Origin of the sequence: Aromatoleum aromaticum EbN1, from assembly GCF_000025965.1 — a bacterium.
GTDB lineage: Bacteria > Pseudomonadota > Gammaproteobacteria > Burkholderiales > Rhodocyclaceae > Aromatoleum > Aromatoleum aromaticum.
Genome location: NC_006513.1, coordinates 1,054,437 through 1,070,373 on the forward strand (window position 1 = coordinate 1,054,437; position 15,937 = coordinate 1,070,373).

The window sequence follows — 15,937 nt, forward strand, 5'->3', positions numbered from 1 at the left end:
ACGTTCGTCCGCTTCTGCCACACGCTCTCCGCCCGGAATACTGGAAACAGGACCGGCAACACGCGGCTTCACGCCACTCGTTGCCTCGAACAAATTGTTACATCACTCGCAGCACCGGCTCGTGACAAGCTTCTCACTTCAGCGCCGGAGACCGTGCCGCTTTACCCTCGCTCCCATGGCGGCCGTCCGGGCAATGCAAATCGTATTGGCGGAAATGCCGGTCGCACAAAGAAGAGCATGCCGCATCAGCACGTCGCGGAGCCCCGCCATGAAATGCTACAATGTTGCATTAGTGACGCCCTGCTCCTCGGCCCCAGCCATGCCCGCCCCGACCCTCCCTTCCGAAAAAAGCGCTGCCGCATTGATCACCGCGTGCGGGGGACGCATCACGCGCACGCGCCTCGCAGTGCTCGGGATCCTGCACGACAGCGCCCATTCGCTGAGCCATGACGACATCGCGGCGCAACTGCTTGCGCTCGACGTGCATCACGACCGCGTGACGCTCTACCGCACGCTCGACTGGCTCGTCGAGCAGGGACTCGCGCATCGCGTCAGCGGGCTGGACCGCGCGTGGCGCTTCAACAGCGGCGGCGACGACGCCGGTGCGCACGCACATTTCCATTGCGACCGCTGCGGTCACGTCGTGTGTCTGGAATCGATACGCCCGGACGAGAGCCTTGCTCTGCCTGCGGGATATCGCCCCGAGCGGGCCGAACTCGTCTTCCATGGCACGTGCCCGGACTGCGGCCGGCGGCGGGCCGAAGACGCATGAGCGCCTGCGAACACGGCGCTTCCCGCGATGAACCTGCCCCTCACCCGACAATGAATCCCGCACACTCTCCGGCCGCCGCAACCGTAGCGCACAGTCACGTTCCCCCTGGCCGGCACGCTCCGCTCGTGCCTCCTCACCTTCACGTCTCGTTCGGCTCGTCGGTTCTCGTACAGGGCGTCGGCACGCGGCTCGCCCTCGCCGCTGCCGGCGCCGCGCTGCTGTGGATCACGATCGGCTGGGCGCTGTCATGAAACGCGACACCGACGTCCCGGCGCTGCGCCTGGAAAACCTCACGCTCGGCTACGACCGCCACCCGGCTGTACACCACCTCAGCTGCGACATTGCGAGCGGCGCGCTGGTCGCGATCGTCGGCCCGAACGGCGCCGGCAAATCGACGCTGCTCAAGGCGCTGACCGGCGAACTTTCACCTCTGCAAGGGACTTTCCGGCTGAAGGCCGGCCGCGAAGGCGTCGCCTACCTGCCGCAGCAAAGCGAGATGGACCGCAGCTTTCCGGTATGCGTCTTCGACATGGTCGCGATGGGATTGTGGCGCGACATCGGCGCGTTCGGTGGCCTGCGTCGCAGCCAGGCCGCGCGGGTGCACGCGGCGCTCGCCGCAGTCGGCCTGTCCGGCTTCGAGGCGCGCCAGATCGGCGCGCTGTCGGGCGGACAGCTGCAGCGTGCGCGCTTCGCCCGGATGATGCTCCAGGACGCGTCGCTGCTGCTGCTCGACGAGCCGTTCAACGCCATCGATACCCGCACCATCGAGGATCTGGTCGCGATCGTCCTCGGCTGGCATGCCGAAGGCCGGACGATTCTCGCGGTACTGCACGACCTGGAGCTCGTGCGCCGGCACTTTCCCGAATGTCTGCTGCTTGCGCGCGAGCCGGTCGGCTTCGGCCCGACCGCCGAAGTCCTCACCAGCGAGCGCCTCGCGATCGCGCGTCGCCTCGCAAGCGATTTCGATGACGCGGCCCGCGTCTGTCAGCGACAACCCGAGCGGGAGACCGCATGATCACTGACGCGCTGTTCACGCCGTTTTCCGACTTCGAATTCATGCGCCGCGGCCTCGCGGGATGCCTCGCGCTCGCGCTGGGCGCGACGCCGGTCGGAGTGTTCCTGCTGCTGCGCCGCATGAGCCTGATGGGCGACGCGATGGCGCACGCGATCCTGCCAGGCGCGGCGCTGGGCTACCTTGCGTTCGGCCTGTCGCTCGGCGCGATGACGCTCGGCGGAATCATCGCCGGGCTGGTCGTCGCGCTCGCCGCGGGGCTCGTCGCACGCTCGTCGATCCTCAAGGAGGACGCGAGCCTCGCCGCGTTCTACCTGCTGTCGATCGCAACCGGAGTGATGATCGTGTCGCTGCGCGGGCGCAACCTCGACCTGCTGCACGTGCTGTTCGGCTCGGTGCTCGCCCTCGACGACAACTCGCTGCTGCTGATCAGCGCGATCTCGACGCTGACGCTGTTCGCGCTGGCGCTGCTCTACCGCCCCTTGGTGATCGAATGTTTCGATGCCGCGTTCCTGCGCAGCGTCAGCGGCACGAGCCCGGTCGCCCACTATGGCTTCCTGGTCCTCGTCGTGCTGAATCTCGTGAGCGGCTTTCACGCGCTCGGGACGCTGATGGCCGTGGGCATCATGATCCTCCCCGCCGCCGCGGCGCGGCTGTGGGTCAGGCGCCTGCCCACGATGCTGGCGCTGGCGATCCTGATCGCCCTGGCGAGCGGCATCGGCGGACTGCTCGCGTCGTTTCATGCCGACGTCCCGGCCGGACCGGCGATCATCCTGGCTGCCGGCGCGGTCTATCTGCTGTCGCTCGCGCTGGCGCCCGGCGGCATGCTCGGGGCGCGGCTCGAGCGCCGCCCGCATCTCGAATCCTAAACCGCCCTGTCGCCACGCTACCGATGAATCATCTGAAAATCGCCCTCCTCGCCGCGCTCGCGCTCGGTCTTGCACTCGCTGCCCCCGCGCTGCGCGCCGCACCGCTCGAAGTGGTCGCGAGTTTCAGCATCCTCGGCGACTTCGTCACTCGCGTCGGAGGAGAACGTGTCGCCGTGACGACGCTCGTGGGCGCCGGCGCCGACGCCCACAACTACCAGCCTCGCCCTTCCGACGCCCGCCGCCTCGGCAACGCGCGGCTCATCGTCGCCAATGGCCTCGGCTTCGACGCGTGGATCGAGCGCCTGGCGCAATCGGCGGGTTACCGGGGCCGGATCCTGATCGCCAGCGCCGGGATCCGGCCGCTCGCGGAGGAGGACGAACATGGACATGCCCACGAAGGCGCCGTGGACCCGCACGCATGGCAGGACGTCTCGAACGCGATCCGTTACGTCGCCAATATCGCCGAGGCGCTGAGCCAGGCCGATCCGGCCGGCGCTGCCGTCTACCGGCAGAACGCCGCTCGTTACATCGCGGAACTGGAAGCCCTCGACGCGACGATCCGCCGCACGCTGGCGACGGTGCCGGCGGAGCGGCGCAAGGTCGTCAGCTCGCACGACGCTTTCGGCTACTTCAGCCACGCCTACGACGTGCGGTTCCTCGCCGCCGCCGGAGTCAGCACCCAGTCCGAGCCTTCGGCAGGCGGCATCGCGCAGCTGATCCGCCAGCTACGGCGCGAGAAAGCCCCTGCCGTGTTCGTCGAGAGCATCAGTGATCCGCGTCTGGCCGAACGCATCAGCCATGAGAGCGGCGCGCGGCTCGGCGGGATGCTGTACTCGGACGCGCTATCGAACGCCGACGGTCCCGCACCGACCTACCTCGACATGATGCGTCACAACCTCGAGACGCTGATAAAAGGATTGGCGCCGCCGCCGTGAGCGCCTGTCGCGACGTATTTCAGTCGCCGTCCTCGGCGAGGCGAAAGCCCTGGAACTGCCAGCGCTCGTGCGGACAGAAGAAATTCCGGTAGGTCGGGCGCACATGGTCGGCAGGCGTCGCGCATGAACCGCCGCGCAGCACCATCTGGCTGCACATGAACTTGCCGTTGTACTCGCCCAGCGCGCCCGCTGCGGCATGGAAGCCCGGATACGGCAGATACGCCGAGGCGGTGTGTTCCCACACGTCGCCATAGAGCTGGCGCAGGCCTTCCCCGGCGTCGGCGACGACGGGATGGAAATGACCGGCCTCGCGGAAGTTTCCGCTCACCGCTCGGCCTGCAGCAGCCACTTCCCATTCGGCCTCGCTCGGCAGGCGCCGCCCCGACCATGTCGCGAAGGCATCCGCTTCGTAGTAGCTGACGTGGCAGACCGGTTCATCCGGATGCACGCGGCGCATCCCGCCGAGCGTGAACTGCCACCATTCGCCTTCGATGCGCTCCCAGTACAGCGGACTGCTCCACTCCGACTGCTTGACCCGCGCCCAGCCGTCCGACAGCCACAGCGCCGGATTGGCATAGCCGCCGGATTCCATGAAGGCGAGATACTCGCCGTTGGTCACCGGCCGGGACGCCAGCCGGAAAGGGTCGAGCCACACGCGATGGCGCGGACGCTCGTTGTCGTACGCGAATCGTTCCCCGGCATCGCCGATTTCGCACAGGCCGCCGCCAAAATCCATCCACTCGAGCGAGCTGCGCGAACGCGCCGGCGCCATCGCGACGTCTGCGCGGTAGGCGGGACGCAGGGGATTGACGCTGAAATTGCGCTTGATGTCGGTCAGCAGCAATTCCTGATGCTGCTGTTCGTGGTTCAGCCCGATTTCGAGCCGCTCGAGGATTTCCGGCCACGGCCGATCGCGACGGTCGTCGAGCAGCTCGAGCATGTGGCGATCGACGTGGGCGCGATAGCGATAGATTTCCTCGACGGTCGGCCGGGAAAGGAACCCTCGCGCCGCGCGCGGATGAAAAGCACCGATCTGCTCGTAATAGGAATTGAACAGGACCCGATACGCAGGATCGAACTCGACGTAAGCCGGTGAGTATTCGCGCAGGATGAAAGTCTCGAAGAACCAGCTCACGTGAGCCAGGTGCCACTTGGCCGGGCTCGCCTCGTCGGCGGCCTGGATGACGAAATCCTCGACGCACAACGGCGCGACCAGCGCTTCGCTGTTCGCCCGGATGTCGCGATATGCCCTGCTGCATGCCTCGCGCAATGCCTCCGGATCTGCGTCGGCCATCTCGCCGACCATCCGCAATCGCCTCATCACTCGACCTCCCTGCGCCGCCCGCAAACCCGCCGGACTCAAAAGAAAATCGCGTGCAGCATCTTCGCGCACAGCAGGATCAGCACGCCCGCAAACACCTTCTTCAGCGTTGCGACCGGCAACTGGTGGGCAAGTTTCGCGCCGACCGGAGCGGTGAACATGCTCACGCCGCTGACCAGCAGCAACGCCGGCAGGTAGATGAAGCCCAGGCTGTGTTCCGGCATTCCCGTGCCATCCCAGCCATTGACGAGGTAACCCACGGTTCCTGCGAGCGCGATCGGCAAACCGATCGCCGCCGACGTGCCGATCGCGTTATGGACCTTGACGTTGCACCAGGTCATGAACGGCACGGACAACGAGCCTCCGCCGATCGCGACAAGGGCGGATACGCCTCCGATCCCTGCCCCGACCGCGCTCATGCCGAGCAATCCCGGCAGATCGCGCGACGGCTTCGGCTTGATGTTCGCGAGCATCTGCAGCGCCACGTAAGCCATGAAGCCGGCAAAGAAGATCGCCAGCGGCTCGGACGCGACCCGGGACGCGATGAAGGTCGCGGCAAAGGTGCCGAGCAGGATTCCGGGAGTGATGCTGCGCACGACGTCCCAGCGCACCGCGCCGTGGCGATGATGGGCGCGCAGACTCGACAGCGAAGTCATCACGATCGCCGCCATCGACGTGCCGAGTGCGAGGTGCACCACGTTGTCGGCCGAGAAACCCTGCGCGATGAAGAGGCTGGTCAGCACCGGCACCATGATTCCGCCGCCGCCGACACCGAGCAGGCCGGCAAAGAAACCGACGAACGCGCCGAGCACAAGGTAGCTCAACCACCACACATCGAAAACCATGCTTCCCGTCCCATCAGCGGACGTTGCCAATGGAAAACGCCCGCAAAAACAAGAGAGGCACGGACCGCAATCCGTGCCTCTCAGTTTGGCCCCCCACCTGTTTCGTCTCCGCCGGCATCCTGAACCTGGGGTTCAGGGAGGTCGCTTTCCTTCCGCATCAGGCTCACCCGGCGAGGGGCGAGCACACCTGCGGCATCCATGGTCCGCGACCAAGTCTCTCGACATTGGTCCAAGGAATCTACGACTTCAACGAACAGGCGGGGGATTGATCTTTCAACTCACGCCAAGCCTTTCGAACTCGCGCCAAGCCTTTGTCAGAAAAGCTTTTCCCGCTGCGCGAGCACCCCGTCGAGGCGTGCATTTACGAAATTGATTCTACGCTTCACGGCCTGCATGTCAAACCCGCCGGTGCGCTGAAACTGCAAGAATTCGTGGGCGATGTTCAGCGCGGTCATCATCGCGAGTTTCTCACCCGACGCATGCGTCTTGCCGGCCACGCCGGTGAGTTTTTCGTCGAGATAGGAAACCGCCGCGAGCAGATCTTCCCTGTCTTCCGAGCGACAGGTCACGGAGTAGGCCTTGCCGAGCAACGTGATGTCGAGTGTGTCCGAGGGCATGTCAGGATTCCGGCAATTGTTCGAGCAGCGATTCGAGTTTGCCCGTCGCGAAACGCACCTTCTCGGCCAGCGCCCGGTTATCGGCCTCCAGCCGGGCAACCCGGCTCCGCAGTTCGCGTATTTCGACCCTGCCCGATTCGTACAGGCCGATCAGCTGTTCGAGCTGGCTCTCGAGCTTGTTCAGTTCTGCGTCCATGCGCCGGATGGTAGAGGGCGGCCGCCAGGGGGTCAAGAAGGGCTGTCGGCGTGCACCATCCCCGCGCCTTCACCGGATTCCGTCCGCCTCGGGTCAGCGCTGGACTTGCGTGACGTCGCGCACGCCGCCGGTGTCGGCACTGGTCGTCAATGCTGCGTAAGCCTGCAGCGCCGCCGAGACGACGCGTTGGCGCCCTTCCGGCTTCCACGCCTTGTGGCCCTTCGCGTTCATTGCGGCACGGCGCGCGGTCAGCACTTCATCGGGTACGGCGAGATGGATGCGCCGGTTCGGGATGTCGATCTCGATCGAGTCGCCCTCCTCGACCAGGCCGATCGCGCCGCCGCACGCGGCTTCCGGCGAGACGTGGCCGATCGACAGGCCCGAAGTACCGCCGGAGAAACGGCCGTCGGTCAGCAGCGCGCATTCCTTGCCGAGCCCTTTCGATTTCAGGTAGCTCGTCGGATACAGCATCTCCTGCATGCCGGGACCGCCCTTGGGCCCTTCATAGCGGATCACGACGATGTCGCCGGCGACGATTCGATCGCCGAGGATGCCTTCGACGGCCGCTTCCTGGCTCTCGAACACGCGCACGCGTCCGGTGAAAGTCCAGATGGACTCATCGACTCCGGCGGTCTTGACGATGCAGCCTTTCTCGGCAATGTTGCCGTACAGCACGGCGAGGCCGCCCTCCTGCGTGAACGCGTTCGCCCGGTCGCGGATCACGCCGTGCGAGCGGTCCATATCGAGCTCTTTCCAGCGCCGGTTCTGCGAGAACGCGACCTGCGTCGGCACGCCGCCGGGAGCTGCCTTGTAGAACTCGAACACCGCGTTGTCGTGAGCCTGCATGACGTCCCAGCGCGACAGCGCTTCGGCCATCGTCTTGCTGTGCACCGTTGGCAGCTCGGCATGCAGCAGGCCGGCGCGGTTCAGTTCGCCGAGGATCGCCATGATGCCGCCGGCGCGGTGCACGTCCTCGATATGCACGTCGGCCACTGCCGGTGCGACCTTGCACAGGCACGGTACCTTGCGCGAAATGCGGTCGATATCCGCCATCGTGAAATCCACCCCGGCTTCACGTGCGGCAGCGAGCAGGTGCAGCACGGTGTTCGTCGAGCCGCCCATCGCGACGTCGAGCGTGATCGCGTTCTCGAACGCCTGGAAAGTCACGATCGAACGCGGCAGCACCGAGGCGTCATCCTTTTCGTAGTAACGCCGCGCCATGTCGACGATCGTGCGGCCGGCGCGCAGGAACAGCTGCTCGCGGTCGGCATGGGTCGCGAGCACAGTGCCGTTGCCCGGCAGCGACAGGCCCAGCGCTTCGGTGAGGCAGTTCATCGAGTTCGCGGTGAACATGCCGGAACACGAGCCGCAGGTCGGACAGGCGGAACGCTCGATCGCATCGACTTCGGCATCCGAGCAGCTGCTGTCGGCCGCCTTGACCATCGCGTCGACAAGATCGAGCGAGATCACCTTTGCTTCCCACTTGACCTTGCCCGCTTCCATCGGACCGCCGGACACGAAGATCGCCGGGATGTTCAGCCGCAGTGCGGCCATCAGCATGCCAGGGGTAATCTTGTCGCAGTTCGAGATGCACACCAGCGCGTCGGCGGTGTGCGCATTGACCATGTATTCGACGCTGTCGGCGATCAGCTCGCGCGACGGCAGCGAATAGAGCATTCCGGCATGCCCCATCGCGATGCCGTCGTCGACGGCGATGGTATTGAATTCCTTCGCCACGCCACCGGCCGCCTCGATCTCGCGCGCGACCAGCTGGCCGAGGTCTTTCAGGTGCACGTGGCCGGGCACGAACTGCGTGAAACTGTTCGCGATGGCAATGATCGGTTTTTCGAAATCGCCGTCCTTCATGCCGGTGGCGCGCCACAGCGCGCGGGCGCCCGCCATGTTGCGGCCAGCGGTGGAAGTGCGGGAACGGTATTGGGGCATGATGTCCTCGGCTCGGAAATCGGGCGCTCGGCTCTCGCCGGCCTGCGCCACTTCGGGTTCAGGCCTGGAATTCTAACCGAAGCGAAACGCCCGTCGGCTATCATTCCCCTCCCGCCGCGGGCACGCCCGCGGCACCGAATGGGAATGCAATGACCGATCACACCCTGGCCGACGCCGATGAAGGCTTCGACCTCGACTCCGTCGAGATCCGCGTCCTCGGCGTGCTGATGGAGAAAGCCTTCGTCACGCCGGACAATTACCCGCTCTCGGTGAACGCGATCGTCACCGGCTCGAACCAGCTCACCGGCCGCGATCCGGTGATGAATCTCACCGAAACCGAAGTCCAGGAGGCGCTCGACCGGCTCATCGCGCGCAAGCTCGTATCGAAGCGCGACCAGGCCAGCGCGCGCGTCGGCAAGTACGAGCACCTCGTTCGCCTGCGCCATTCGCTGCCGCCGCCCGAACAGGCCGCGCTCGCGACGCTGATGCTGCGCGGGGCGCAGACTGCGGGCGAGATCCGCCAGCGCAGCGAACGCATGCATCGCTTCGACGACATCGCCGCGGTGGACAAGGTGCTCGAGCACCTGGGCGAAAAATACCCGCCAATGGTCGCCGCGGTGCCGAAAGCACCCGGCACGAAGGAGACCCGCTACGCGCATCTGCTGGGCGGCCGGCAGGCTTTCGTGCAGATGGGCGAAGCCGTCGCGAGCGGGTACGGGTCAGGCGGTGCGGTGCGCGGGCGGACCTCGGAACTCGAGGAGGAAGTGCGGCGCCTGCGCGACGAGTTCGACGTGCTGCGCAGCGAGTTCGAGAAATTCCGCTCGCAGTTCGAATGAGCGCCCGGCTTTCATATATCACGCTCCTTCCCCCCCACCGCCCATGCTGATCCATCCCCAGTTCGACCCCATCGCATTTTCCGTCGGCCCGCTGTCGGTGCGCTGGTACGGTCTCATGTACCTGATCGCGTTCCTGCTGTTCATGACGCTCGGCCGTGTGCACGCGCGACGGCGCCCCGAGCTGGGCTGGAACGCGCAGCAGCTCGACGACCTGCTGCTGTACGGCATGCTCGGCGTGGTGCTCGGCGGGCGGCTCGGCGAAGTGCTGTTTTTCCAGCCCGCGTATTACTTCAGCCACCCCGCGGAGATCCTCGCGATCTGGAAGGGGGGCATGAGTTTTCACGGCGGCTTCCTCGGCGTGCTCGTCGCAATGTGGCTGTATGGACGCCGCAGCGGCAAGGGTTTCTGGCAAGTCACGGATTTCATCGCGCCGCTCGTGCCGACCGGGCTTGCGGCAGGGCGCCTGGGCAATTTCATCAATGGCGAACTGTGGGGCCGTCCGGTCCAAACCGACGTTCCATGGGCGATGGTGTATCCGTGGGTGGACGCTCTCCCCCGCCATCCGTCGCAGCTCTATCAGGTGGCGGGCGAAGGCCTGCTGCTGTTCGCGATCCTGTGGGTCTATTCGGCCCGCCCGCGGCCGCTGAAGGCCGTCTCCGCGATGTTCCTGATCGGTTACGGGGTACTGCGCTTCGCAGCCGAGTTCTTCCGCACGCCGGATCCGGGAATATTCGGCACCCTGTCGCTCGGGCTGTCCACGGCCCAGTGGTTGTGCGTGCCGATGATCGCCGTCGGCGTCGGGCTGCTCGCGTCGACTCGGACAGATCCGGCGCATTGACCGCTTTCCGCACTCGCGATGTCGTTCGTCCCCCCCGCCAGCTCCGCCAGTGCGGCAGGCAGCATGTCGCAGGTCACGACGACATCGGCGCCGAGCGCCGACGCGGCGCGGGCAGGCATCGAGTCGAGCGACGGCACGATCGAAACGATGCACGCATCCAGCGCGACGCGGCGCAACAGCCCGATGAATCTTGCCGGTTCGTTCACCGCGACCTGCCAGTCGAGCACCGTGACGTCAGGCCGGACGCGGAAATAGAGCTGCAGCGCCCGGCTTTCGGCGTCCGTCCTGCCGACGAGATCAAACAGCGGCGAGTTCAGCAGGAAGTCGTCGAGGCGCTCGCAGCAGCGCTCGCGCGGGGCCGCCAGCATGACGCGCAGCGGCCGTCCGGGAAAGGTTTGTTGACGGCTGCGGTATTGGAGCAGCGGAAGCATTCGGGTTCGTCCCGGAAATAATTCGGCAATCATGCCACAGGCCCGACCCTGATGACATTGGGGATTTCACACGGCATCGGACGGACTCTGCGGGTTCCGCACGAAGGACCGGCGACAGGGCGGAAAGCAGCGGGTGGAACGCGATCTTCCTGTATCCCGGGACTCGGCCGTGTCATACCTGACACACTTGGTCACATTTAGATACTATGATGCCCTCATTGCAAGAGGAGCGACTTTAGGAGGCATGACGTGGCATCCGGACTTGTTTCTCGCAGCCTGTCGAAAGTGCGCGCGATGGTCGCCGGAGCAGGAGGAAAAAGCAGCGAGCCGTCGGAAAAAGTGCTCGCGCGCATCCGGCTGCAACTGAAGGAATGCGCCGAGAGCCTGGGCGGTGAAGTGTCGACGCGGCTGCGCGCAGGCCGTCTCGCCGAAACTTATCTGAGCCTCGACGATGCGGAACGGATCGCATTCCTGCGCATGATCGCGCTCGAGTTCGGACCTGATCCGGAAAAAATTGCGAAAGCGCACGAAGCGTATCAGGCCGCAGTGGGGACGGACCGGCAATGGGACGCCGAAGCCCAGCTGCGCGCCGCAATGCGCTCGTCGCGGATCCGCATCCTGACCCAGTTCAATGCGATTCCGCAGGGCGTGAAGTTCCTCGTCGACCTGCGCGCGGACCTGCTTCGCTTTCTCGAGCAACACAAGGAACTCAAGTCGCTCGATCGCGAACTCGAAGCGCGCCTGACGGCGTGGTTCGACGTCGGCTTTCTCGAGCTCACGCGGCTCACGTGGAATTCCCCCGCCGCGCTGCTCGAGAAAATCGTCCAGTACGAGGCGGTGCACGAGATCCAGTCGTGGCGGGACCTGAAGAACCGGCTCGGCTCCGACCGTCGCTGCTACGCATTCTTCCACCCGCGGATGCCGCAGGAGCCGCTGATCTTCGTCGAAGTCGCGCTGATGGAGGAACTCGCCGACAACGTGCAGAAACTTCTCGACGAAAACGCTCCGGCAGCCGACACCGGTCGCGCCACCACCGCGATCTTCTATTCGATCAGCGCTACCCAGGAAGGGCTGCGAGGCGTGTCTTTCGGCAATTTCCTGCTCAAGCGCGTCCTCGACGATCTCAAGCGCGACTTTCCGAAACTCGACACTTTCGCCACGCTCTCGCCGCTTCCGGGACTGGTGCGCTGGGCGTCGAAGCACCCGGACGAAGTCGCCGCGGCCTTCACCGAGGCCGACTGGAAGCGCCTGGCCGCGATCGGCATCGAGGGAGCGGAGTCGGAGCGCCTCAAGCCGGTGCTGGCGGGGAGCCATGAATGGGTTGCCGACAGGTCCTTGGCGCGGGCGTTGCGCGATCCGCTGCTGCGGACCGCTGCAGCTTACCTGCTCGGCGGCCGGCGAGACAGGAAGGCGATCGATCCGGTTGCCCGCTTCCATCTGGGCAACGGAGCCCGCATCGAGCGGCTGAACTGGCTCGCAGACACCTCGGACAAGGGACTCGACCAGTCGTGGGGAATCATGGTCAATTATCTCTATGACCCCGACCGCATCGTGACGAACGTCGAGACTTTCACCGCCAGCGGGGAAATCGACGCGGCTGCGGGCGTGAAGCGGCTTGCGCGGCGCTGACGGCGAGGCATTGTGAAGTTTCCTTTCTGGAGCACTTCGATCCGTGCCCGTCTGCTGCTGGCCAGCACAGTCGTCCAGGTCCTGCTGCTGACACTGCTGCTCGCCAACAGCGTGCGGCTGATGAACGACGCGACGTCCGCGAGCCTCGAGACGCTCATCGACCAGAACGCGACGATGCTCCACGCGATGGCGGCCGCGTACGGCGACCAGGGCCAGTTCGACGTACTGCAGGACGTGCTGGGCGAGTTGCTGGGCGAAGCCGATGAAGGCCTTGTCTATGTGCGCATCGGCACTGCGGACGGACACCTTCTCGTCAGCGCGGGGATGCCCGGCATGACTGGAGTCCCGCCGGACAACTCGGAGGTCGCCGACGGCAGCCACCACAACGAGCTGATCCACGTGCGACGGCCGCTGCTGCTCGAACGCAACGAAATCGGCTTCCTGCAGTTCGGCGTGTCGGTGTCGGTGCTGGCCGCAGCACGCAAGGCGATCACCGAGCAGGGCGCGGTGATCGCGCTGGTCGAGATCCTGCTGACTTTCGCGCTGCTGTCGGGCATCGGTTTTCTGCTCACCCGCAAGCTGAGCCGCCTGTTGGCGAGCAGCCAGGCGATCGCCGAGGGGCGGCTGAACCACCGCCTGCCGGAAGACGGCCACGACGAGCTCTCCCGCCTCTCCCAGCATTTCAACGTCATGGCCGCGAACCTGCAGGACCGGATCGGCGAACTGCAGGACACGGCGGCGCGCCTGAAAGCCAGCGAGCAGCGGTACGAACTCGCGATCCAGGGCGCCCACGACGGCCTGTGGGACTGGGACATCGCCGCCGGGTCGGTGTATTGCTCGCCGCGCTGCTGCGAGATCACGGGCCTTTCGGCCGACCGCCCGCTGCAGTCGCCCACCGACATCCTCGGCAGAATCCACCCGCTCGATGTATCGGCGTACCGCAACGAGCTCGTCCAGCACCTGAAAGGAAACAGCGCCCAGTTCAAGGCGGAATACCGCATGCGCCAGCACGACGGCAGCTATTGCTGGGTCATGAAGCGCGGCGTGGCGCTGCGCGGCCCCCACGGCCGCGCGTTCCGCATGGCGGGATCGATCAGCGACATTCACCTGCACAAGCTGGCGCAGATGCAGCTCCAGTTCGATGCCCTCCACGACAGTCTGACAGGGCTGCCGAATCGGGCCCTGTTCCTCGAGCACGTACACAGCGCACTCGGCCAGCAGCAGCGCCGGGCCAACCATTTCGGCTTTGCGGTGCTCGCGATCGACCTCGAGCGCTTTCGCCTCGTCAATGACAGCTTCGGCCACGCCGCAGGGGACGAGCTGCTGAAGAAAGTGGCGGAGGCGATCCGGGCGACGCTGCGCCAGGGCGACGTCGCCGCACGCGTCGGCGGCGATCAGTTCGCGCTGCTGCTCAACGGCATCGACGATCCGGCCGAATCGCTGCGCCTTGTCGAAGCGCTGCGCGAGAACATCGCGAAGCCGACGTGGCTGGCCGGTCACACGCTGTACCCGAAATGCCGCATCGGCGTCGCGCTGAGCACCGACCACGACGACGGAGAAGCCCTGTTGCGTGACGCCGACAACGCTCTTCAGCAGGCGCGCGAAGGGGGTTGCGAGGGCCGCGTGGCGATGTTCCATGCGTCGATGCACACTCACGCACTGCAAACCCTGCGGCTCGAAGGCGAACTGCGCACGGCGCTGCGCAACGACGGGCTGGCGGTGCACTTCCAGCCGATCGTCGCGCTCGCCGACGGCAGCATCAGCAGCTTTGAAGCGCTGGTGCGCTGGCCGCACCCCACTGAAGGGATGCTGGCGCCGGACCTGTTCATTCCGCTGGCCGAGACCCTCGGGCTGATCCACGAACTCGACATGCTGGTGCTCAGACGCGCCTGCGAGCACCTCCTGCAGTGGCAGCGCAGGGCCAACGGCGAACCGGTTCCGCGCGTCAGCGTCAATCTTTCCGCGTTGCAGTTTTCGCGGCCCGATCTCGCCGGCGAGATCATCGCCGAAGTGCGCCGTCACGGCTTGCCCCCCGGCCTGCTGCGCGTCGAAGTCACCGAAAGCGTCCTCGCCGAGACGTCCGGCCCGGCGACCCAGGTGCTGCAACGCCTGCGCGACATCGGCATGTCGGTGCTGATCGACGATTTCGGTACCGGCTACTCGGCGCTGAGCTATCTGCACACCATCCCGTGCGACCTCGTGAAACTGGACGGTTCGTTCGTCCGCAGCCTCGAGCACGACGAGCGCCTGCGCAAGATCGTCGCGCGAAGCATCGAGCTCGCTCACGACCTCGGCATCCGTGTAGTCGCCGAATGCATCGAAACGCCCGAGCAGGACGCACTACTGCGGGCGATGGGATGCGACTACGGGCAGGGCTACCACTATTCGCGCCCGCTCGATCCTTTGGCGGCCGAACATTTGCTGTTCGGCGCAACGACGGCGACCGAGGCCTCCACATGATCTTCCGTCCGCTGCAGTGCGCACGCGTCCTCGGGCTGCTGATGCTGTTCGTGGCCTTCCGCGCGACGGACAGCGCCGCGGCCGATGCGGTGAAGCCCGAATTCTCGGGTTTCGCAACGCTCGGTGCCGTGACCACCGATCGCGACGACATGTGGTTCGCGCGCTACGGCGTCAACTACCCCGGCAGCAGCGATCCCGACTTCAGCCCCGATTCACTGCTGGGTCTGCAGGCGAGCCTGCGGCTTCTCGCTGACAATGACGTCACGCTGCAGGCTCTCGTCATGGAGGACGGGAGGAACAGCTACGACCCGCGGGTCACGCTCGCCTTCTTCCGCCAGACGCTCGCGCCCGGCCTGTCGGTACGCGTCGGCCGGGTTCGTGCCCCGTTCTTCATGCTGTCGGATTCGCTCTACGTGAACTACGCGAATCCCTGGGTGCGCCCGCCCGTCGAAGTGTACGGGCTCAACCCGTTCAACGACCTCGACGGCATCGATTTCATCTACCACGCCCGGATCGGGGAACTGGACGCCGAAATCCATCCCTATTACGGTCGCAGCTCGATCCCGTTTCCGCAGGGCAAGGCGCGCCTCGAGGCGAGCCGGGGCATCAATCTGGTACTGACGCAGGGCAACTTTTCCCTGCACTTCGGCCACACCCGCGCGCAGCTCAAGATCGAATATCGCGACCCCCAGCATGTCGCGCTTGCCGCAGACCTCATTGCGGCGGGCCTGGGCAGCGTGAGGAGCGAGCTGTCGGGCGGCGACGGCAGGGCGAGCTTCGATTCGGCCGGGCTGCAATGGGACGACGGCCGCTGGCAGATCATCGGCGAATACGTGCGCCGGCGGACCGACCGCTACGTGACGAGCTCGAGCGCGTGGTACGTGAGCGTCGGGAGGCGCTTCGGCGCCTTCACGCCTTACGTCTCGTTGGCCCGGCAGACCCTCGACGAGCCTGTCGCGCGGGCGGTGATCCCCCCGTCCTCGGCGGCGCTCGAGGCTGACTGGAAAGCCTATCTGACCTCGCGCAACAACGCCCAGGGCAGCATTACCACCGGAGGGCGCTGGGACATCTCCCCCACTGCCGCGCTCAAGGCGGAATTCACTCACGCCCGGCTGGACCGCAACGCGTGGGGGTCCTACTTCCCGCGCGGCAATGCGCAGACCACTCCGATCGGAGGAAACACCGCGAACACGCTCAGCCTGTCGCTCGATGTGACTTTCTGAGGCGATACA

Annotated in this window: 15 protein-coding genes; 10 read left to right on the forward strand and 5 right to left on the reverse strand. The window is 66.0% G+C overall.

Features of this window, described 5'->3' with window-relative positions; translation table 11 throughout:
* Positions 1-319 precede the first annotated feature (319 nt).
* The 5 genes from EBN1_RS05025 to EBN1_RS05045 all read left to right on the forward strand — a co-directional run bounded on the left by EBN1_RS05025 (position 320) and on the right by EBN1_RS05045 (position 3,588).
* Positions 320-772 (forward strand): Fur family transcriptional regulator, encoded by a 453-nt coding sequence (locus EBN1_RS05025; RefSeq protein WP_041645831.1) that lies wholly within the window; start codon positions 320-322, stop codon positions 770-772.
* Between the two features lie 125 nt (positions 773-897).
* A complete protein-coding gene (locus tag EBN1_RS05030) occupies positions 898-1,023 on the forward strand; it encodes a hypothetical protein (protein ID WP_256469875.1) in 126 nt (41 codons plus the stop codon).
* On the forward strand, positions 1,020-1,787 hold the full coding sequence (locus EBN1_RS05035) for a metal ABC transporter ATP-binding protein (protein ID WP_011236829.1): 768 nt from the start codon (positions 1,020-1,022) through the stop codon (positions 1,785-1,787). Before EBN1_RS05030 ends, EBN1_RS05035 begins: the two co-directional genes overlap by 4 nt.
* Complete coding sequence (locus EBN1_RS05040; protein WP_011236830.1) at positions 1,784-2,653, forward strand: metal ABC transporter permease; 870 nt, start codon at positions 1,784-1,786, stop codon at positions 2,651-2,653. The genes EBN1_RS05035 and EBN1_RS05040 overlap by 4 nt, the downstream gene beginning before the upstream one ends.
* A gap of 23 nt (positions 2,654-2,676) precedes the next feature.
* Entirely contained in the window at positions 2,677-3,588 is a 912-nt protein-coding gene (locus EBN1_RS05045; protein WP_011236831.1) for a metal ABC transporter substrate-binding protein, read from the forward strand.
* Between the two features lie 19 nt (positions 3,589-3,607).
* On the opposite strand, the gene egtB is transcribed toward EBN1_RS05045, so the two are convergent.
* The 5 genes from egtB to ilvD all read right to left on the reverse strand — a co-directional run bounded on the left by egtB (position 3,608) and on the right by ilvD (position 8,511).
* Positions 3,608-4,909: an ergothioneine biosynthesis protein EgtB gene (gene egtB, locus EBN1_RS05050; RefSeq protein ID WP_157866578.1), complete on the reverse strand. Its 1,302-nt coding sequence runs from the start codon at positions 4,907-4,909 to the stop codon at positions 3,608-3,610.
* A 38-nt stretch (positions 4,910-4,947) separates the two neighbouring features.
* A complete protein-coding gene (locus tag EBN1_RS05055; RefSeq protein WP_011236833.1) occupies positions 4,948-5,754 on the reverse strand; it encodes a sulfite exporter TauE/SafE family protein in 807 nt (268 codons plus the stop codon).
* 314 nt (positions 5,755-6,068) lie between these two features.
* The gene (locus tag EBN1_RS05060) at positions 6,069-6,371 is read right to left on the reverse strand and encodes a cell division protein ZapA (RefSeq protein WP_011236834.1); all 303 of its coding nucleotides are present in this window, start codon (positions 6,369-6,371) and stop codon (positions 6,069-6,071) included.
* A 1-nt stretch (position 6,372) separates the two neighbouring features.
* Entirely contained in the window at positions 6,373-6,567 is a 195-nt protein-coding gene (locus tag EBN1_RS05065; protein WP_041645834.1) for a hypothetical protein, read from the reverse strand.
* 93 nt (positions 6,568-6,660) lie between these two features.
* A complete protein-coding gene (gene ilvD / locus EBN1_RS05070) occupies positions 6,661-8,511 on the reverse strand; it encodes a dihydroxy-acid dehydratase (protein WP_011236835.1) in 1,851 nt (616 codons plus the stop codon).
* Between the two features lie 149 nt (positions 8,512-8,660).
* Here ilvD and EBN1_RS05075 point away from each other — a divergent pair, with 149 nt between their 5' ends.
* From EBN1_RS05075 to EBN1_RS05095, 5 genes are all read left to right on the forward strand, one after another.
* A complete protein-coding gene (locus EBN1_RS05075) occupies positions 8,661-9,347 on the forward strand; it encodes a YceH family protein (RefSeq protein ID WP_011236836.1) in 687 nt (228 codons plus the stop codon).
* Between the two features lie 43 nt (positions 9,348-9,390).
* Positions 9,391-10,185: a prolipoprotein diacylglyceryl transferase gene (lgt, locus tag EBN1_RS05080; RefSeq protein WP_011236837.1), complete on the forward strand. Its 795-nt coding sequence runs from the start codon at positions 9,391-9,393 to the stop codon at positions 10,183-10,185.
* Between the two features lie 725 nt (positions 10,186-10,910).
* Complete coding sequence (locus EBN1_RS05085; RefSeq protein WP_049780186.1) at positions 10,911-12,245, forward strand: malonyl-CoA decarboxylase; 1,335 nt, start codon at positions 10,911-10,913, stop codon at positions 12,243-12,245.
* Positions 12,246-12,257: 12 nt separating this feature from the next.
* Positions 12,258-14,705, forward strand: a complete 2,448-nt coding sequence (locus tag EBN1_RS05090; protein WP_011236841.1) for an EAL domain-containing protein — start codon at positions 12,258-12,260, stop codon at positions 14,703-14,705.
* Positions 14,702-15,928 carry a hypothetical protein gene (locus EBN1_RS05095; RefSeq protein WP_011236842.1) on the forward strand — a complete coding sequence of 409 codons (1,227 nt, stop codon included), beginning with the start codon at positions 14,702-14,704 and terminating at the stop codon, positions 15,926-15,928. The genes EBN1_RS05090 and EBN1_RS05095 overlap by 4 nt, the downstream gene beginning before the upstream one ends.
* Positions 15,929-15,937 lie beyond the last annotated feature (9 nt).